This is a genomic window from Micromonospora sp. NPDC005257, assembly GCF_042872445.1.
GTDB lineage: Bacteria > Actinomycetota > Actinomycetes > Mycobacteriales > Micromonosporaceae > Micromonospora.
In genome coordinates this window covers 67,359-86,408 of the sequence record NZ_JBIAKL010000015.1, presented here as the reverse complement: position 1 = coordinate 86,408, position 19,050 = coordinate 67,359, and the positions used below count along the sequence as shown (strand labels likewise).

The 19,050-nt window shown below is 73.2% G+C and carries 15 protein-coding genes and 1 riboswitch; of the genes, 7 read left to right on the top strand and 8 right to left on the bottom strand.

Annotated features, from left to right (window positions below; all coding sequences use genetic code 11):
- The first annotated feature begins 274 nt into the window (after positions 1–274).
- Positions 275–1,912: an ABC-F family ATP-binding cassette domain-containing protein gene (locus ACFYO8_RS26620; protein WP_354873003.1), complete on the top strand. Its 1,638-nt coding sequence runs from the start codon at positions 275–277 to the stop codon at positions 1,910–1,912.
- A 14-nt stretch (positions 1,913–1,926) separates the two neighbouring features.
- On the opposite strand, the gene ACFYO8_RS26615 is transcribed toward ACFYO8_RS26620, so the two are convergent.
- Positions 1,927–2,955, bottom strand: coding sequence for a HAMP domain-containing sensor histidine kinase (locus tag ACFYO8_RS26615; RefSeq protein WP_354873001.1), 1,029 nt, complete (start codon positions 2,953–2,955; stop codon positions 1,927–1,929).
- The gene (locus tag ACFYO8_RS26610) at positions 2,952–3,650 is read right to left on the bottom strand and encodes a response regulator transcription factor (protein ID WP_354872998.1); all 699 of its coding nucleotides are present in this window, start codon (positions 3,648–3,650) and stop codon (positions 2,952–2,954) included. Before ACFYO8_RS26610 ends, ACFYO8_RS26615 begins: the two co-directional genes overlap by 4 nt.
- Positions 3,651–3,751: 101 nt before the next feature.
- On the opposite strand from ACFYO8_RS26610, the gene ACFYO8_RS26605 reads away from it, so the two are divergent.
- Positions 3,752–4,339 (top strand): DM13 domain-containing protein, encoded by a 588-nt coding sequence (locus tag ACFYO8_RS26605; protein ID WP_354872995.1) that lies wholly within the window; start codon positions 3,752–3,754, stop codon positions 4,337–4,339.
- 166 nt (positions 4,340–4,505) lie between these two features.
- Here ACFYO8_RS26605 and ACFYO8_RS26600 read toward each other — a convergent pair whose 3' ends face one another.
- Positions 4,506–5,321, bottom strand: coding sequence for a PrsW family glutamic-type intramembrane protease (locus ACFYO8_RS26600; protein WP_355047379.1), 816 nt, complete (start codon positions 5,319–5,321; stop codon positions 4,506–4,508).
- A 121-nt stretch (positions 5,322–5,442) separates the two neighbouring features.
- Positions 5,443–5,659, top strand: a riboswitch (cobalamin riboswitch).
- A gap of 112 nt (positions 5,660–5,771) precedes the next feature.
- Between ACFYO8_RS26600 and ACFYO8_RS26595 the strand changes: the two genes are divergently transcribed.
- Both ACFYO8_RS26595 and ACFYO8_RS26590 read left to right on the top strand, forming a co-directional pair.
- Positions 5,772–8,168 carry a ribonucleoside-diphosphate reductase subunit alpha gene (locus ACFYO8_RS26595; protein ID WP_387188565.1) on the top strand — a complete coding sequence of 799 codons (2,397 nt, stop codon included), beginning with the start codon at positions 5,772–5,774 and terminating at the stop codon, positions 8,166–8,168.
- Entirely contained in the window at positions 8,159–9,187 is a 1,029-nt protein-coding gene (locus ACFYO8_RS26590) for a ribonucleotide-diphosphate reductase subunit beta (RefSeq protein WP_355097270.1), read from the top strand. The genes ACFYO8_RS26595 and ACFYO8_RS26590 overlap by 10 nt, the downstream gene beginning before the upstream one ends.
- A 70-nt stretch (positions 9,188–9,257) precedes the next feature.
- Here ACFYO8_RS26590 and ACFYO8_RS26585 read toward each other — a convergent pair whose 3' ends face one another.
- Complete coding sequence (locus tag ACFYO8_RS26585) at positions 9,258–10,289, bottom strand: hypothetical protein (protein WP_387257702.1); 1,032 nt, start codon at positions 10,287–10,289, stop codon at positions 9,258–9,260.
- Between the two features lie 409 nt (positions 10,290–10,698).
- Between ACFYO8_RS26585 and ACFYO8_RS26580 the strand changes: the two genes are divergently transcribed.
- Positions 10,699–11,589, top strand: coding sequence for an SGNH/GDSL hydrolase family protein (locus ACFYO8_RS26580; protein WP_387257700.1), 891 nt, complete (start codon positions 10,699–10,701; stop codon positions 11,587–11,589).
- A gap of 56 nt (positions 11,590–11,645) precedes the next feature.
- Here ACFYO8_RS26580 and ACFYO8_RS26575 read toward each other — a convergent pair whose 3' ends face one another.
- Positions 11,646–12,905: a glycoside hydrolase domain-containing protein gene (locus tag ACFYO8_RS26575; protein WP_387257699.1), complete on the bottom strand. Its 1,260-nt coding sequence runs from the start codon at positions 12,903–12,905 to the stop codon at positions 11,646–11,648.
- A gap of 210 nt (positions 12,906–13,115) precedes the next feature.
- Between ACFYO8_RS26575 and ACFYO8_RS26570 the strand changes: the two genes are divergently transcribed.
- Together ACFYO8_RS26570 and ACFYO8_RS26565 are read left to right on the top strand one after the other, a co-directional pair.
- Positions 13,116–13,268, top strand: a complete 153-nt coding sequence (locus ACFYO8_RS26570; RefSeq protein WP_354872980.1) for a hypothetical protein — start codon at positions 13,116–13,118, stop codon at positions 13,266–13,268.
- Positions 13,268–14,233 (top strand): N-acetylmuramoyl-L-alanine amidase, encoded by a 966-nt coding sequence (locus tag ACFYO8_RS26565; RefSeq protein ID WP_354872977.1) that lies wholly within the window; start codon positions 13,268–13,270, stop codon positions 14,231–14,233. Before ACFYO8_RS26570 ends, ACFYO8_RS26565 begins: the two co-directional genes overlap by 1 nt.
- A 45-nt stretch (positions 14,234–14,278) precedes the next feature.
- On the opposite strand, the gene ACFYO8_RS26560 is transcribed toward ACFYO8_RS26565, so the two are convergent.
- From ACFYO8_RS26560 to ACFYO8_RS26550, 3 genes are read right to left on the bottom strand one after another with little or no spacing between them, the layout of a single operon-like run.
- Positions 14,279–16,282 carry a collagen-binding domain-containing protein gene (locus ACFYO8_RS26560; RefSeq protein ID WP_387257697.1) on the bottom strand — a complete coding sequence of 668 codons (2,004 nt, stop codon included), beginning with the start codon at positions 16,280–16,282 and terminating at the stop codon, positions 14,279–14,281.
- On the bottom strand, positions 16,279–16,836 hold the full coding sequence (locus ACFYO8_RS26555) for a GNAT family N-acetyltransferase (RefSeq protein ID WP_354872974.1): 558 nt from the start codon (positions 16,834–16,836) through the stop codon (positions 16,279–16,281). Before ACFYO8_RS26555 ends, ACFYO8_RS26560 begins: the two co-directional genes overlap by 4 nt.
- A complete protein-coding gene (locus ACFYO8_RS26550) occupies positions 16,833–18,875 on the bottom strand; it encodes a penicillin acylase family protein (RefSeq protein ID WP_355095467.1) in 2,043 nt (680 codons plus the stop codon). The genes ACFYO8_RS26555 and ACFYO8_RS26550 overlap by 4 nt, the downstream gene beginning before the upstream one ends.
- Positions 18,876–19,050 lie beyond the last annotated feature (175 nt).

Here is a 19,050-nt window from a genome sequence, read left to right as displayed (position 1 = left end):
GACGACGGGCCGTACCCGCCTGCGGGCACGGCCGGTGCTACCGTGAACCCGGCCGATCCGAGCGCAGACCGCACAGCGGAGACGCAGACCGCAGCGGAGACGCGCAGACCGCACAGGGAGAGCAGACATGGCGGGTGACGACGACATCTCCGGGTGAGCCCGGAGACGTGACCGACCGCAGGCGAGCGCCGTGGTCGTCCCGTCGTTCCCTCGTGACCATGTCCCCCGCCGGGCGGATCCGGTCCGCCCGCCCGTACGTCGAGGTCGTCTCCCGATGTCCGACTCCTTTGTCGTCTGCTCGAACCTGACCTTCTCCTGGCCGGACGACACACCGGTCTTCCAGAACCTCTCCTTCACCCTCGGCGGCGGCCGGACCGGCCTGGTCGCGCCGAACGGCGCCGGCAAGAGCACGCTGCTCCGGCTGATCGCCGGCGAGTACCGCCCGGCAGCCGGGTCGGTGACCGTCGACGGCGTCCTGGGCTACCTCCCGCAGAGCCTGCCGCTGGCCGCCGACCTCACCGTGGCCGAGGTGCTGGAGATCGCCCCGCTGATCGCGGCGCTGCACGCCATCGAGGCCGGCGACGCCGACGAGAGGCACTTCACCACGATCGGCGCCGACTGGGACATCGAGGAGCGCACCCGCGCGCAACTCGACCGGCTCGGCCTCGGCGGCCTGGCCCTCGACCGGCCCCTGGGCACGCTCAGCGGTGGTCAGGTGGTCTCCCTCGGCCTGGCGGCGCAACTGCTCAAGCAGCCCGACGTGCTGCTGCTGGACGAACCCACAAACAACCTCGACCTCGACGCCCGGCACCGGCTGCACGACGTGCTGGAGCAGTGGCACGGCTGCCTGCTGCTGGTCAGCCACGACCGGGCGCTGCTCGACCGGATGGACCGCATCGCCGAACTCGACCGCGGTGAGCTGCGCCTCCACGGCGGGAACTTCACCTCGTACGAGGCGGCCGTGCGGGCCGCGCAGGAGGTGGCGGAGAAGAACGTCCGCAGCGCCGAGCAGGAGCTCAAGCGCGAGAAGCGGGAGTTGCAGGAGGCCCGCGAGCGGGCTGCCCGGCGGGCCGGGAACGCGGCCCGCAACCTGAAGAACGCGGGCCTGCCGAGGATCGTCGCCGGTGGCATGAAGCGGGACGCGCAGGTGGCCGCGGGCAAGGCGAACGAGATGCACTCCGGCCGGGTCGACGACGCCCGGGCGCGGCTGGACGAGGCCGAGCGGGCGCTGCGCAACGAGCGGACGATAACCGTGGAGTTGCCCGCCACCACCGTGCCGGCCGGGCGCACGCTGCTCACCGTCGAGGGTGTGCGGGTGCGGCACGGCGACCGCCCGCTGTTCGCCGCCGACGGTGTCGACCTGACGATCCGGGGCCCGGAGCGGATCGCCCTGCTCGGCGCCAACGGCGCGGGCAAGTCCACGCTGCTGCGCCTGATCGACGGCGACCTGGAACCGGAGGACGGCCGGATCACGCGCGCCGAGGGCCGGATCGCGTACCTGTCGCAGCGCCTGGACCTACTCGACCTGGACCGGACCGTGGCGGAGAACCTCGCCGCGTTCGCGCCGCAGGCACCGGACGCGCAGCGGATGAACCTGCTCGCCCACTTCCTGTTCCGCGGCCCGCGAGCGCACCTTCCGGTCGGGGTGCTCTCCGGCGGTGAGCGGCTGCGCGCCACCCTGGCGTGCGTGCTGGGCGCCGAACCGGCGCCGCAGCTCCTCCTGCTCGACGAGCCGACGAACAACCTCGACCTGGTCAGCGTCGGCCAGTTGGAGAGCGCGCTCCACGCCTACCGGGGCGCGCTGCTGGTGGTCAGCCACGACGCGCGGTTCCTCGCCGCGATCGACGTCGGCCGCTGGCTGCGCCTGGCCGGCGGGCGCCTGACGGAGACCGGTCCCCCGGCCGCCGTCTGACCCGCCCGGCCCGGTCAGGCGGCTGGAAGGCGGACGACGAACCGGCACCCGCCGGTGACGTTGTGCGCGTGCACCCGCCCACCGTGCGCCTCGACCAGGCCACGCACGATCGCCAGGCCCAGCCCGCCACCGGCCGGCGCCGCCTCGTCGTCGCCGGCCGGCGCCGGGGTACGGGCCCGGGTTCCCCGGAACGCCACGTCGAACACCCGCGGCAGGTCCGCCTCGGGGATGCCGCCGCAGGTGTCGGAGACGGCGAGCCACGCGTCGTCGGCCTCCCGGCCGGCGTCGACACGCACCGTGCCGTCCGGCGGCGTGTACCGCACCGAGTTGACCAGCAGGTTCGTCACGACGCGGGCGAGTTCGGCCTCGGCGGCCCGGACCGTCGGCCAGCCAGCCTCGGGGGCGAGCACCCGGACCCGCCGGTCGGCGGCCAGCGGCGCGGTGGCGGCGATCGCGTCGGAGACCACATCGCCGAGCGGCACCGGGGACAGCGCGGGCCGCAGCGCTCCGGCGTTGATCCGGGACAGCTCGAACAGGTCGTCCACCAGGCGCGTCATCCGGTCCGTCTCGACCCGGATCCGGTGGTGGTACTCGGCCACCGCCGCCGGCTCGTCGACCACCCGGTCCTCCAGCGCCTCCGCCATCGCCCGCAGTCCCGCCAGCGGCGTACGCAGATCGTGCGAGACCCAGGCGACGAGCTCGCGGCGGCCGGCCTCCAGCTGCCGCTCCCGCTGCCGGGCCTGGTCGGCCCAGACCGCGGCCTGCGCCAGCCGGCGGGCGAATGCCACCCCGACGGCCAGGCTGACCGCCGCCGACGCCGCGACCGTCACGAGGACGACCTGGAGGTCGTGCGCGGACAGGAACATGGCCTGGGCGACGGCGGTGACGCCCGCGGTCACCGAGGCGATGGTGACCGCGAGCAGCACCGCGATGTGCGCGAGGATCGACCGGTGGCGCACCAGCCGCAGCGCGCCGGCGCCGAGCGCGCCGACGAGCGCTCCGGCGAGGAGGGCGTAGAACCCGATGATCAGCAGCTCGTTCACCGGAGGGCGTCCTGCGGCTCGTACCGGTAGCCGACGCCCCACACGGTGACGATGCGGCGGGGCTGCGCGGCCCGGTCCTCGATCTTCTCCCGCAGCCGCCGGACGTGGACTGTGACAGTGGACTGGTCACCGAACCGCCAGCCCCACACGCGGTCCAGCAACTCGGCCCGCGACCAGGCCCGTCCCGGGTTCGCCAGCAGGAAGGCGAGCAGGTCGAACTCCCGTACGGTGAGCGCCAGCGGCTGCCCGCCGCGCTCGGCGACCCGCCGGTCGGTGTCCGCGGTGAGGTCGCCGTCGCGCAGCACCCCCGACCGCTCCCGTTCCTGCGGGGCCGCGCGCCGGAGCACCGACCTGATGCGCAGCACCAGCTCGCGCGGCGAGAACGGCTTGGTCACGTAGTCGTCCGCGCCGACCTCCAGCCCGGCGACCCGGTCGGCCTCGTCCCCGAGCGCGGTGAGCATGACGACGGGCAGGCCGGGAAGCCGGCGGCGCAACCGCCGGCACACCTCGATGCCGTCGAGGCCCGGCATCATCAGGTCGAGGACCACCAGGTCGGGCGGCTCCTCCTCGGCCGCGGCGAGCGCGTCCGGCCCGTCGAAGGACAGCCGGACCCGGCAGCCGTCCTGTTCCAGGTAGCGCCGGACGACGTCGCTGACCGTCCGGTCGTCGTCGACGACGAGCACGTAGCGACCCATGGGCCAGACGCTACCCATCGGCGTCCAGGTGCGGCGGCCCGGCGCCGAGCCGTAAGCGGACGGAAAGATCTTTCCCCCGGGTACGCGCCTAGCGTCACGGCATGGGCAGAAGACGTGTGGTGCTGTCGGTGCTGGCCGTCGTGGCCGTCACCGGTCTCGGGGTGAGCCTGTACCTGTTCCAGCCGTGGCGGCTGGCGACCGACCGCGAGGTACGCGAGACGCTGCCCACTGTGGCGGAGCCGCAGCCGGCCGGCACCACCGGCCCGCCGGCTTCCGGCACGGCCGGCCCGTCGCCGACCGGCGCCGCGCCCGCCGACGTGGTGCTCGCCGCCGGTGACTTCGTCACCCACGAGCACGACACATCCGGCCGGGCGCAGTTCGTCCGCCTCGCCGACGGCCGCCGTCAGCTGCTCCTGCGCGGACTGGACACCTCGGACGGACCCGACCTGCGGGTCTGGCTCACCGACCGGAAGGTGCAGTCCGGCCGGGCGGGCTGGCGGGTGTTCGACGACGGCCGCTGGGTCGAACTGGGCCGGCTCAAGGGCAACATCGGCGATCAGGCGTACGACATCCCCGCGTCGGTGGACCTGGACGGTTTGCGCAGCGTGTCGATCTGGTGCAAGCGGTTCGCGGTGTCGTTCGGGGCGGCGCCGCTGACCGCCGCAGCGACCGGAGCGACGACGTCCTGACCGGCGCCTCAGCCGCGGCCCAGCAGCCGCAACGCGTTGCCGCCCGCGACCGGCCGGTGGGGTGACAGCCGCTGGTCACGGCGCGTCGACCGGCTCTGCGCGGTCGCCTTCGTCGCACTCGGCGTCCGGCTGGCCGCCGGCTGACGGGCGGGCCGGGCGTCCCGGCTCAGCCGGGGTGCGCCGCGGGCTCCCGGGGTGCCGGCGCGGCCGGCGTCCCGGATGCGGCCGGCCGCTCGCGGTCCAGGTGCAGGCGCAGCAGCACCCAGGCCAGTGACACGCCACCGATGAACACGTACGCGGGCTGGGTGCCGAACGTGTCCCAGCAGGTGTGCAGCGTGACGGCGGCGGCGAAGGTGAGCAGGAACGCCGCCAGCTTCCGGCCACCGGGCGCGGCGGCGAACGGGAACAGCGCGGCGGCGGTCAGCCCCGTCCAGGCCAGGTGCGCGGCGGGCGCGGTGAGGCCGCGTACGAGCAGCGTCTGCTCGACCGCGCCGAGGCTGCCCTGCGACCCGACGAACGCGGTGAACGCGTAGCCCATGGTCTCCAGCGCGGCGAACCCGGCGCCGGAGGCCACGCCGATCACCAGCCCCTGCGCCGGGGACGGGTGTCGCCGCCACAGCAGCAGGAGGCCGGCCGGCACGATCAGCTTGGCGGTCTCCTCGGCCAGCGCGACGAGCGCCATCGGCAGGACGCCGAGGCGGTGCAGCGTGCCGTACTCCAGCCAGCCGGCGGCGACCACGCCGATCACGCCGCCGAGGAGCGCGGCGACGCCGACGACGGAGCCGGGGACCGGGCGGCGAGCCGGGCGCCCCTGGGCGAAGGCCAGGAACGTGGCGGGCGCGACGGACGCGCCCAGCACGATCAGCGCCGGCACGAACGTGACGGCTCCGGTGCCGGCGAGTGTCTCCAGCACCAGCAGGTGGAGCCCGACGCCGACGAGCAGGACCGCCACCCACGCCCAGCGGCGTCCGGTTTTCCCCATACCGCCGAGTATCGCGCCCGCCGCGTGGGGCCGGAATCGGGGGTGGACACTGTGGACGGTCAGATCGATCCGACACGCCGACACGACATCTGGTGTTGCAAAGAAGCCCTCACCGCCATATATGGTGTTCCTCGCAGCTGGTTCGGCCGGGCCTTCACTGGTCCGTCCGAGGCAAGAGGGAACCCGGTGGAAGTCCGGGACTGCCCCGCAGCGGTGAGTGGGAACGACAGCCGTCAACAGCACTGGGCCACCGGCCTGGGAAGCGACGGCCAGTAGGCGACCGGCGACCCCGGTCGGGCCCGCGAGTCCGAAGACCTGCCAGCGCGCCGTGCGCCTTCGCGTACGGCGGTCGGAGGTCGCGCGGGACGACCGACGCCAGCAGCCGGGCCGGCCGTGCCGCGCCCGTTGGCGTCTCCCGCCGTCTCCAGACGGTGACAGCGAGGAGAGGTCATGACTGTCGTACAGGAGAGTCCCCCGTCCGGGACCGGCGGATCCGAGGCCCGCCGGCCGGCGATGCGGGTACGCAAGCGGGACGGCGACACCGAGCCGGTGGACGTCAACAAGATCGTCCGGGCGGTCGAACGCTGGGTCGCCGACCTGGACGAGGTGGACCCGCTGCGGGTGGCCACGAAGACGATGAGCGGGCTCTACGACGGGGCGACCACCGCCGAGCTGGACCGGTTGTCGATCCAGACCGCGGCGGAGCTGGTCGGCGAGGAGCCGCAGTACTCGAAGCTGGCGGCGCGGCTGCTGGCCGCGTACGTGGACAAGGAGGTTCGCGGTCAGGGCGTGGCGAGCTTCAGCCAGTCGATCGCGTACGCGCACGGGCTGGGGCTGATCGGCGACGAGACGGCCGCGTTCGTGGCCCGGCACGCCCGCAAGCTGGACGGCGCCGTGGACCCGGACGGCGACAGGCGGTTCGAGTACTTCGGACTGCGCACTGTCGCGGACCGCTACCTGCTGCGGCACCCGCAGTCGCGGCTGGTGGTGGAGACGCCGCAGTACTGGCTGCTGCGGGTGGCCTGCGGGCTGTCCCGCACCCCGGGCGAGGCGGCCGGCTTCTACCGGCTGATGTCCAGCCTCGCCTACCTGCCCAGCTCCCCCACGCTGTTCAACTCCGGCACCCGGCACACCCAGATGTCGTCGTGCTTCCTGGTCGACTCGCCGCGCGACGAGCTGGACTCCATCTACGAGCGGTACCACCAGGTGGCGAAGCTGTCGAAGTTCTCCGGCGGCATCGGCATCTCCTGGTCACGGGTGCGTGGCCGGGGCGCGCTCATCCGGGGCACCAACGGCCGGTCCAACGGCATCGTGCCGTTCCTCAAGACGCTCGACGCCGGGGTGGCGGCGGTCAACCAGGGCGGCCGGCGCAAGGGCGCGGCCTGCGTCTACCTGGAGCCGTGGCACCCGGACGTGGAGGAGTTCCTGGAGCTGCGGGACAACACCGGCGAGGAGTCCCGGCGTACGCACAACCTCAACCTGGCCAACTGGATCCCGGACGAGTTCATGCGCCGGGTCGAGGCCGACTGCGAGTGGTCGCTGGTCGACCCGTCGGACGCCCCGGAGCTGCCCGACCTGTACGGCGAGGCGTTCGACGCCGCGTACCGGGCAGCCGAGAAGAACGCGGTGCGCACGGTGAAGGCCCGGGACCTGTACGGGCGGATGATGCGCACGCTCGCGCAGACCGGAAACGGCTGGATGACGTTCAAGGACGCCGCCAACCGGCTGTCCAACCAGACCGGCGAGCCGGGCAACGTCATCCACCTGTCCAACCTGTGCACCGAGATCCTGGAGGTGAACGACGACGCCGAGACCGCCGTGTGCAACCTCGGCTCGGTGAACCTCGGTGCCCACGTCACCGCCGACGGCGTGGCCTGGGAGCGGCTGCGCGCCACCGTACGCACGGCTGTGGTCTTCCTCGACCGGGTGATCGACATCAACTACTACCCGGCCGAGCAGGCGGCGGCGTCGAACCCGCGCTGGCGGCCGGTCGGGCTCGGCCTGATGGGGTTGCAGGACGCGTTCTTCACGCTGCGCCTGCCGTTCGACTCGGCGCGGGCCAAGGAGCTGTCCACCCGGGTGCAGGAGGAGATCCTGCTGACCGCGCTGGAGACCTCCGCCGAGCTGGCCGAGCGGTTCGGTCCGCATCCGGCGTACCCGCAGACCCGGGCCGCCAAGGGTGACCTGCACCCGGACCTGTGGGGCGCGGAGCCGGCGCAGACGCAGCGGTGGGCGGCGCTGCGCGAGCGGATCGCCGCGCACGGGCTGCGCAACTCGCTGCTGGTGGCGATCGCGCCGACCGCCACCATCGCCTCCATCGCCGGCTGCTACGAGTGCGTCGAGCCGCAGGTGTCCAACCTGTTCAAGCGCGAGACCATGTCCGGGGAGTTCCTCCAGGTCAACACGTACCTGGTGCGGGAGCTGAAGGCCCGCGGGCTGTGGACGCCGCAGGTCCGCGACCGGATCAAGCGGGCCGAGGGCTCGGTGCAGGACATCACCGAGCTGCCCGCGCCGGTGCGGGAGCTGTTCCGCACCGCCTGGGAGCTGCCGCAGCGGGCGCTGATCGACCTGGCCGCCGCGCGGGCGCCCTTCGTCGACCAGTCCCAGTCGCTGAACCTGTTCCTGAGCGCGCCGACCATCGGCAAGCTCTCCTCGATGTACCTGTACGCCTGGAAGGCCGGGCTGAAGACCACCTACTACCTGCGTTCCCGTCCCGCCACCCGCATCCAGCAGGCCACCGTCGCGCCGGTGCTCGCCCCGGTCTCCGGCGTGGTCTCCGCCGTGAGCGACGACGAGGCGCTGGCCTGTTCCCTGGAGAACCCCGAGAGCTGCGAGGCATGCCAGTGACCACCACCGCGCCGACCCGGCACACGCTGCTCGACCCCGGCATGGACCTGACCCTGCGGCCGATGCGCTACCCGCGCTTCTTCGACCGGTTCAAGGACGCCATCAAGAACACCTGGACGGTCGAGGAGGTGGACCTGCACGCGGACCTCGCCGACCTGGCGAAGCTGTCGGCGGCCGAACGGCACCTGGTGTCGCGGCTGGTGGCGTTCTTCGCCACCGGCGACACCATCGTCGCCAACAACCTGGTGCTCAACCTCTACCAGCACGTCAACTCCCCCGAGGGCCGGCTCTACCTGTCCCGGCAGCTGTTCGAGGAGGCGGTGCACGTCCAGTTCTACCTGAACCTGCTGGACACGTACGTGCCGGACGAGAAGGAACGGTTCGCCGCGTTCGCCGCGGTGGAGAACATCCCGTCGATCGCCCGCAAGGCCGAGTTCTGCTTCCGGTGGATCGACTCGATCTTCGAGCTGCGGGAACTCCGGACCCGCGACGACCGGCGGGCGTTCCTGCTCAACCTGATCTGCTTCGCCGCCTGCATCGAGGGCCTGTTCTTCTACGGCGCGTTCGCCTACGTCTACTTCCTACGGTCCCGGGGCCTGCTCAACGGGCTGGCCTCCGGCACCAACTGGGTGTTCCGGGACGAGTCGATGCACATGGCGTTCGCGTTCGACGTGGTGGAGACCGTACGCGCCGAGGAGCCGGACCTGTTCGACGGCGAGATGGAGCGGCAGGTGAAGGAGATGCTGGCCGAGGCGGTGGAGTGCGAGGTGAGCTTCGCCGCGGACCTGCTCGGTCAGGGCGTGCCCGGGATGTCGCTCGCCGACATGCGCGAGTACCTCCAGCACGTGGCCGACCGGCGACTGACGGCGCTCGGCATCGCGCCGGTGTTCGGCAGCGGCAACCCGTTCGCGTTCATGGAGTTGCAGGACGTGCAGGAACTGTCCAACTTCTTCGAGCGCCGGGTGTCGGCGTACCAGGTCGGGGTGACCGGCAGCGTCACCTTCGACGACGACTTCTGACCGGGCCGCGACACGACGAAGCCGGCAGGCCGGGAACTCCCGGCCTGCCGGCTCCACACACCGGCGTCGGTTACCGCAGGAAGCGGTCGAGCGCGGCCTCGATGGTGCCGCTGTCCGGCGACGCGTACGACTTCATCGTCGACTTGTTGTAGGAGATGAAGCTCGGGCAGCGGGCGGCCGGCGCCGCCACCGTGCCACCGTCACCGACCTTCTCACCGGTCTTGGCGGCGTGGAAGGTCAGGGTGTACCGCGAGGAGATGTAGTCGATGGTGACGACCTTGTCCTCGCTGTTCTTGTACTGGCACTTCTTCGGCGTGCCCTCGCTGCCCTCGACCATCTTGAGGCAGCCGATGACGGACACCGTGGCGAAGTCCGCCGACTTGGCGTAGTAGGGCTTGTCCGAGCTGACCGTCTTCTGCGACCAGACCGACGGCCGGTCCGGGGAGTTGGAGAAGACGTACGCCTTCGCGCCCGCGGGCGCGGTGTACGGCGCGGCGTTGAGGATCGCTCCCCCGTCGCAGACCGCCGACATCTCGCTGGAGTACCGCGCGGTGATCGAGTTGTTGTTGGAGGGGCCGTCCGGTCCGCTCGACTCCGGCGCGTCCGCGCTGGGGGTCGCGGACGGGCTGCTGTCCGGCCCGGGGGTGGCGCTGCCCGAGGCGGCCGGCTTCGGGTCGTCGTCGTCGCCGTTGAAGGCGACGTAGGCGAGGCCACCGCCGCAGCACAGCAGCGTCAGGGTGACCGCGCCGGCCGCGAGGCCGACGATGAGGCCCTTGCTCTTGCCGCCGCTCGGGGGCGGCGTGGGCGCGTACGGCTGCCCGGCGTAGCCCGGCTGACCCGGGTAGGGCGCCGCGGGCTGCGCGCCGTAGGGGGCGCCCGACGCCGGCTGCGCGCCGTACGGGGCGCCCGACGCGGGCTGGGCACCGTACGGGGCGCCCGACGCGGGCTGGGCACCGTAGGGCGCACCCGAAGCCGGTGGCGATCCGTAGGGCGCGCCGGAGGCCGGCTGGGCGCCGTACGGGGCGTTCGGGTCGGGCTGGTTGCCCCACGCTCCGGCGTTCGGGTCCGGATAGCCTCCGTAGGGAGGGTGATTGTCACTCATCTGAGGTTCTTCCACCTGTCGTCCGTGGTTCCGGCGATCAACCACTTCGCAGCGTAATGACGCCCGCAAATCCAGGATCGCCGACATTCGATCGGTCCTTCACCACCCGTACCGGGGTCGCTCCGGTGCGTGCGTACGCGAATCCGGCACCGGGCCGCCCACCAGGGGCGACCGGGCCTGGGAACCTTGCGACACAACGAAACGAGCGCTCGGCGCGCGCCCCCTACCCGATGCCGGCGTCATGGAAAAGTGTGACGTACGCAACATCACGACGGGCAACAAGCCCTCTGCCGGGCGGCGGCGGACCACATCCCGGGACAACAGACAGTGATGCCTGGCTATATTGACGTGCATCGCGGGCGCGGACAGAATCCCAGCACCACCACCAGGACCCCTCCGGGAGGGCCCCATGAACCGTCCCCGCCTGCCGCTCCTGCGGACCGCCGGCCGGATGACCGCGCTCGTCGCGGCCGTCACCGGCGTGCTGCTCACCGCCGCCGCGCCCGCCGTCGCCGCCGCGCCCACCGGGCGCTACGTCGCGCTCGGCGACTCCTACACCTCCGCCCCGCTCGTGCCCACCCAGATCGACCTGAACTGCCTGCGTTCCAGCCGCAACTACCCGTCCCTGGTCGCGGCGTCCGCCGGTTCCTCGTCGTTCGCCGACGTGAGCTGCTCCGGGGCCACCACCGAGGACATCCTGTCCGGCGGCGACGGCGCGCTGGGCATCGCGCTGCCGCCGCAGGTCAGCGCCGTCACCTCGAACACGGCGCTGGTGACGGTGCAGATCGGCGGCAACGACATCGGATTCGCCTCCATCATCGGCGACTGCGCCGAGGCGAGCGTCAGCAGCCCGCTCGGGTCGCCCTGCAAGAACCGGTTCACCGCCGGCGGCACGGACCAGTTGCGGGCCCGGATCGCCGCCACCGCGCCCAAGGTGGCGGCCGTGCTGCGGGCGGTCCGTCAGGCCGCGCCGAACGCGCGCGTGGTGGTGCTCGGGTATCCGGCGATCCTGCCCGACAGCGGGTACGGCTGCTGGCCGGTCGTGCCGATCGCCTACCAGGACGTGCCGTACCTGCGCGGCGTCCAGAAGGCGCTCAACACGATGCTCGCCGACACCGCGGCGGCGGGGGGCGCGAGCTACGCCGACGTCTACACGCCCTCGATCGGCCGGGACGCGTGCAAGAGCAGCGGCACCCGCTGGGTGGAGGGGCTGGTGCCGCAGAGCCCGGCCGCGCCGTTCCACCCGAACGCCCGCGGTGAGCAGGGCATGGCCACCGCGCTGCTGGCGCACCTGAGCTGAGCCGGACGCCGTGGGCCGGTCCCGCCGAGGCGGGACCGGCCCACGGACCGGCGCGCTCAGACCCGGGTGAGGCGTACCGCGTCGGCGACCACGTAGCCGGTGCCGGCGCTCCAGCGGCTCACCCCGACCTTGTCCCCGGTGCCGGCGGCGAGCGTGAACACACCGAGGGACACCCAGCGTCCACCGCCGGTGCGCTGGTCGACCACCACCGACCGGTTGCCGGTCGTGGTGGCCACCAGGTACGGGGTGCGGTCGTTGTAGCCGGGATCGGCCGGGTACCAGACCGAGACCTCGTAGGCGCCGGTCGCCGGCAGGGTGGCCTGGAACCAGGCCACGTCGCTCGACGCCACCGGAGCGGCGAAGCGGTAGTCGGCGCCGTAGCGCTGCCCGGAGTACGCGGAGGTGCCCCAGGCCGCGCCGGCGGTGAACCCGCCCGCCGTGGTGTTGTCGACCGTCACGCTCCAGGAGGCGGGCGGCGTGCCGGCCCGTACGTCCAGGTAGTTGCGGTCGATCTTCATGGTCACGCCGCCCCACGTCTCGGTGACGTCCCCCGCGTACTGGTGCAGGCGCTGCTGGTCGGCGTAGCGGTCGTCGGCGCAGTACGTGCCCCCGTCGGTGTCCGCGACGCCGTTCCACCAGGCGATCCAGATCTGGTCCAGGCGCAGGTACCGGGTGTCGTGGTAGGCGTCGCAGACGTCCCTGATCCCGGACGAGCCGCTGGAGTACATGCCGGCGAGGTAGCCGCGCGTGTGCAGGCGCTCGACCCAGCCGGAGAGGAAGGAGAGCACGGCGGCCCGGCAGGCGGTGGTCGACGGGTACTGCTCGATGTCGTTGTAGAGCGTGCTGCCGGCGCTGATGCCGAGCGCCTGCGCCGCCCCGGCCGCGCTGTCCGCCGCGGACCTGCCCTGCCCGCGGGCGGTCGCCGGGTCGGCGGACATCTTCGGCGTACGGGTGCCGCACGGCGCCTGGTAGCCCAGTTCGATGGGGATGAGCCGCCAGCCCTTGCGGGTCTGGTCGGCGACCCAGGTGGCGGTGAGGTTGGGCTGGGCACACGTCCGGCTGCCGCCGCTGATGTAGACGCCGACCGCGCGGTACGGCGAGGCGGCCAGCCAGGTGTCCATCGCGGCCTGCGACGGCGCGGTGCAGGTGTCGAAGCCCTTGCCGGTGAAGGTGCCGGGCTGCGGGCCGACGGCGGCCATGGTGGCCGGTGGCTCGGCGGCGGCAGTTGTCGCGGCCCGGGCCGGGGCGGCCGAAGCCGGCGCCGGGACGGCCGCGAGCACGGCGAGAAGCGTCAGGGCCGTGGCGATCGCTCTCATCGGCGCCCTCTCCTGTGAAGGGTTCCTCGCCGGACGGCGAGACCTGGGCAGGATTTCTATCACGCATCGACGGATGACGACAGACGGTCTGGCGAAAGTTTTCACGTCAGAAACGATCATTGAAGGGTATCGACAGAGGGCCCGGCGGCGGTATAGCGTGCCCGCACTCACATCCGTCGATCAGCGCAGCGCCGTCACCCGAGGAGCGCCATGCCCACGTCACGATCCCCCCGTCTGCGACGCCGAGGTCTGCTCGGCGTACCCGCCCTGGTGGCCGCCGCCCTCGGCGTGGCCGTCCGCCCCGGCGCGGCGCACGCGGCGCCGAAGGCCGAGTGCCTCGCCGACCTGCTCGGAGCGCAGTGATGGCGACCATTCCCTGGCTCGTGGACGTGCTGCGCGCGGCCGGCGTGCAGGTGGTGGTCGAGGGCGACTGGCTCAACCGGATGCGCCCCGGCTCGTTCGACCCGATCGGCGTGCTCTGGCACCACACCGCTGCCACCTCCAGCGCCAGCAACCCGCACCCGGCGCTCAACATCTGCATCAACGGCCGCTCCGACCTGGCCGGCCCGCTCTGCCAGGCGCTCGTGGACTACAACGGCGTGTTCCACGTGATCTCCGCCGGCCGGTGCAACCACGCCGGCACCAGCGGCGGCAGCGGCCCGATCCCCGCCGGGGACGGCAACACCCTGATGATCGGGTGGGAGATCGACTACAACGGTGTCGACCAGCGGATGACCACCGCCCAGTACAACGCCAGCATCGCCGCCACCGCGGCCGTGCTCAAGCGGCTCGGCCGGGACTCCAGCTACGCCCGGGGGCACCGGGAGACCAGCACCACCGGCAAGATCGACCCGTCCTTCATCGACCTGAACACGATGCGCGCCGACGTGGCCGCCAAGATGGCCGGTGGCGGTACCGGCTGGACGTCGATCGTGGACAACGCCACGGCGGGCCGGTTCACCGCGAGCGCCAGCTGGGGCACCTCGACGTACTCCGGGCAGCGCTACGGCGCCGACTACCGCTACGCGGACCCGGTCGCCGCGAGCGACGCGGCCTGGTACAAGTTCAACGTCCCCCGCACCGGGAACTACCGGGTCGAGGCATGGTGGCCGGCCAACGCGGGCTACAACGCGGCCACGCCGTACATCGTCGCCACGACCACCGGCAACCGGACGGTGGTCGTCGACCAGCGGGCGACCGGCGGGCAGTGGCGCACGCTGGGCACGTTCGCGCTGCCCGCCGGGGACGCCAACCGGGTCGCGGTCAGCCGGTGGAGCTCCGCCGCCGGCCTGGTCATCGCCGACGCCGTCCGGCTGACCGAGGTCTGAGACCTTCCTCCCGCGCGCGGGTGGCGCCGGTCAGCCGGACCGGCGTCACCCGGCGGCGCGACGACGCCGGGTGAGCAGGACCAGCGCGGCTCCGGCCAGCAGCACCAGTCCGCCGGCGACCGAGAACGGGAGCAGGAACGAGGACCCGGTGACGGGAAGCCTGCCGTGGCCCCCGGGTCCCGGTTTCGGACCGTGCTCGATCCGCACCGGCACGCAGAGTGCCGCCTCCGGCGAGACGACCGCCGGCCCGGACGGTGGCGTGCCGGTCGCGGTGGCGGTGTCGGTGAGGCACTCCCCGGCGGCGTCGGCCTTCGCGACCGTGTAGATCGCCGCGCAGGTGACGCTCCGCCCCGGGGCGAGCGTGACGCCGCCGTTCGGCGTGGCGTCCGGTCCGCAGGTGATCGGCCCGAGGCGCGCCGGGTCGGCCGGCGGCGCCAGCGTGTCGATCACCGTGACGCCGGTCAGGGTGACCGAGCCGGTGTTCGTGACCCGGAACAGGTACCGCACCTGCTGGCCGACCCGGTGCACCTCCGCCGGCTCGGCGGACTTCTCGATGACGATCGCCCCGTTCCCGCGCACGGTCACCGCGGCGGAGGCGGGTTCGGAGCGTACCGGGCCCGGCGCCGGCTGCCCGGGTACGGTGGGCGGGGTGCCGACCGCGACAGCCGTGTTGGTGATCCGCCCGGCCGCGACGTCGGCCTCGGTCACCGTGTAGGTCGCGGTGCAGGTGGCGCTCTCCCCCGGCGCGAGCGCCGTGGCGTCGCAGGTGATCGCCGACGGCCGCCCGCTGCCGGAGAAGGCGGTCTCCTCGACTGTGACGCCGGTCAGCTCGGTGTTGCCGGTGTCGGTGACGGTGAACCGGTACGTGACGACCTCACCGGCGGCGGACACCGTCGTCGGCGTCGCGGCCTTGGTGATCGCGACCGCCGGGTGCAGGATCGGGACCTCCTGCGCGGACGGGCCGGAGACGACCGGCGGCCCGCTCGGCGGGGTGCCGGTGGCGGTCGCCACGTCGAGCAGCACCGCCTCGGCGAAGTCCGCCGCGGGCACGGTGTAGGTGGCCCGGCACTCGACCGACTCCCCCGGCGCCAGGGTGACGCTGCCGTTCGGCACGTCGCCCGGTCCACAGGTGATGGCGGTGAGGTTGCTCCGGCTGGCCGGCGGCAGGAGCGTGTCGTTGATCGTGACCCCGGTGAGCGTGACCCCGCCGGTGTTGACGGCCTCGTAGCGGTAGGAGACCTCCTGGCCGACCCGCGTGATCGCGACTGTGGTCGAGGACTTGACCACGCTGATGCCGGCCTCCGGCTGGTCGGCGGGGATCGTCAGCGAATCCGGCTCGGACAGGATCGGCGTCTGGCTGCCGGCCGGGAAACCCCGGGCGGTAGCGGTGTCCGTCACGCCGCCGTTGTCGAGGTCGGCCTGGGTGACCGTGTACGTCGCGGTGCAGGTGATGGAGGCTCCCGGGTCGAGCACCGTGGCCGGGCACGTGATCGGGCCGAGGCCGGCGTTGGACGACGGGGGCGTCTGCACGTCGAGGACGCTGACGTCGGTAAGGCGGACGCCGCCGGTGTTCACCACCTCGAAGAAGTACGGCACCTGCTGCCCGACGGCGCTGATCAGCCCGGTCGACGACGACTTCACCACGGCGATGCCGGCGTCGCCGCCGCCGTTGCAGGTCAGCGAGGCGCTGAACGGAAAGTAGTGGATCTCTCCACCCTGGTGGTCGAGCGTCCGGGTGATGACGCTGCCTTCGGTGTTGGCGGCGGACCGGTCGGAGAACGCGGCGTTGGGGGCGTAGATGCTGCCCTCCACGGTGCGCGCCGCGGCGGTGAGCGTGAGCCGGTTCGCGGTCGGGAAGTTGAGCAGGATGTACCGCGCCTCCTCGCCGCCGATGCCGGAGAAGTTTGGCGCGTTCCAGTCCAGCGCGTCGCCGACACCAGAGGTGTCCACGTTGATCAGCAACGGTGTGGTCGACTTAGCGGCCGATTTGACGCTCCGTGCCCAGTCGGCCGACTCCGCGCCGCCGGACGTGACGCGGATCGGCGTCACGCCGTCGGGCGGCCCGCCTCGAACCGTTCCCGGGTCAGGAACGCCAGCCGCGCCCGCTTGTCCGGCATGTCGATCTCGTCGCCGAACGTGAAGCCCTCGATCCGCAGCCGCCGCAGCATCGCGCCGTTGCGCACGTCCGGCTCGGCCACCACCCGGCACGCGGCCGGGTCGCGCAACAGGAACCGGACCAGCGCCGGGAACACCGCTCCGGTCAACGACCCCGGATACGGCCGGGGCGCGTCGAGCAACAGGTGCAGCCCCACGTCGCCGGGTCGCACCGGGTAGCGCTCGCCGACCGGGTCCGCCTCCGGCTGGTAGGTCTGGAACAGGCCGATCGGCTCGCCGTCGACCCGGATCAGGTACGCGTGGTGGGTGTCCAGGCCGTCGACGAACGCGTAGATCTCGCGTACCTCGTCGACCGTGTGCGCGCCCATGCCCCAGAACCGGTTGCGGGGCCGGATCACCCAGCCGTGCAGCAGGTCGGCGTGCCGGTCGGGGCGTACCGGCTCCAGCGCCAGCTCGCCGAGGCCGGGGATCCGTTCCAGGTGGATCACGTCGTCTCGTCTCCCGTCAGTGGGCCGGCGGGCACCGGGATGAGCGCCCCGGCGGCCCAGTGGGTCAGTTGGTCGGCGAAGTGCGGGTCGCCGGGGCGCCCGGAGGCGCCGAACGGGACGATCCAGCGGCTGGCCGCCCGGTCGGTCAGGTCCCACACGTAGCGGGCCACCGGGCCGCGCCAGCAGGCGTCGGAGACGCCCGGCACGCTGGAGGTGGCCAGCACGCAGTCGGTGTCACCGGACAGCGCCACCCGTCGCCGCATCGCCGTCACCGCGTCGGTGATCGCGGGGGCGACGCCCAGGTGCACCGGGTGCAGGAGGTGGCGGCTCCCCCACTCACCGGGCGCCGCCCCGGTGGCCACCTCGGCCAGCGCCTCGGCTGCCGGTTCCGCGAGGTCCGCGCCGAACTCGGCCGCCAGGCGGTCCAGCGCCAGGCCGATCCGGGCGGCCGGGTCGGTCCAGGGGGCGAACAGCTCGTCGAACCCGCACGGTTCGTCGAGGGCACGCAACCTCGGGTGTACGCGCAACCGCCGGGCGAGCGCCGCCCGCCACGCCGCGTACGCGCCGGCCCCGGCCGAGCCGGCCGCCATCGTCCGGTCCCAGGCGCGCAGCCGCAGCAGCAGCGCGCGGGCGGGTTCGTCGAGCCGGCCGGGGTCGAGCCGGCCGAGCAGCCGGTGCAGCGGGCCGGCCGGGAGCCGGTCGTCGGTGTGCACGGTGGACGGTTCCGCGCCCTCGGCGAGCAGAGCCCGGATCCGGCGGGCCCGGTGCGGCGGGGCGAAGTCGGCGCCGTGCGCGGCCACGTCGTCACGGCGGTCGTTGGCGCACACCGCCACGCCGTCGACCGGCTCGTCCACCAGCGGCAGGTAGTCGCCCCGCCATCGGTAGGCCGGTTCCCAGGCCGGCACCGGTTCCCGGCGGCACCGCTCGTCGCGTACCGGCACCAGGCCGGCGACCAGGCGGCGGACGCCTCCCCCGGTGTCGGCGGCGAGCACGCTGTTCACCGGCTCGACCCAGTGGCGCAGCGCGTCGGCCACGTCACCGGTACGCCGGGCGCGCAGCAAGGGCAGCAGCGCCGCGAAGCCGAGGCGGGCCTCGACCCGGCTCGGGGTGCGCAGGGCGATCGCCTCGCCGGTGACCCGGTCGTGGTCGATCACCGGCCCGCGGGGCGTCTCGATCACCTCGACCGTCTCCGGGACGCCGCCGCGCACCTCGATCTCCTCGACGTGGCGGGCGGCGGGCGTCCAGCCGTCGGCGTCGCGGACCAGCACCCGGTCGCCGTCGCGGCGCAGCCGCTCGCGGTACACGTCCTGGTAGTCGGCCATCGCGTTGGTGACGGCCCAGGCCACGTGGCCGGTGTGGCCGAAGTGCGGCAGTCCGGGCACGCCGGGGAAGGCGAGCCCGACCACGTCGAACTCCGGGCACGCCAGCCGGACCTGCTGGTAGACGCCGGGGAGTTCGAGCAGCCGGTGCGGGTCACCGGCGATCATCGGGCCACGCCCGGTGGCCGGGTCGGCGGGCAGCGCCCAGGCGTTGCTGCCCGAGGACGCCGGTCCCTCGACCGCGAACAGCCCGGCCGCGTCGGGGCCGAGCGTGCGGGCCACGTGCGCGTGCCACAGCTTGTTCGGGAACGTGGAGAAGAGCACGTGCTGGACGAGGAAGACACCCAGCGGGGACCAGGGCTGCCAGGGTTCGGGCGCGCTGGCGGTGGCGGCGAACTCCGGTGCGCCGGCGGCACCCTCGGCGAGTCCGGCGTTGACCCCGTCGACGTACGCCTCGACCCACCGCCGCGTGTCCGGGTCCAGCCGTTCGTAGCAGCGCCGGGCGGTGTCGTCCAGCCGTACGCGCCTGGCGAACCGGTCCCACGCCAGCTCGGCCGGGCCGACGTGGGCGGCCAGCCGGCCCTCGGCACGCCATCGTTCGACGCTGATCTGCCAGGCCCGGTCGAGCGCGGCGACACGGCCCTGCAGGCGCGCGAGCGCGTCGACGTCGGCGGCCCACAACTGCGGCACGCCCCACCGGTCGCGATCGACGCGTGTCATCGCGCCTGCCTCTGCCGGCACGCCGGGCGGTGATTCCATTCGAGTGTCAACTTAGGATACCCTCCCCTAACCGACGGTGACCCTACCGCGACGAGGGTCGGACGCCAACAGCGGTAGATCCACGACAAAGCTCCCCAAGTCGCGCTTGATAGTAAGGGCAGCCTAACCTAACCTG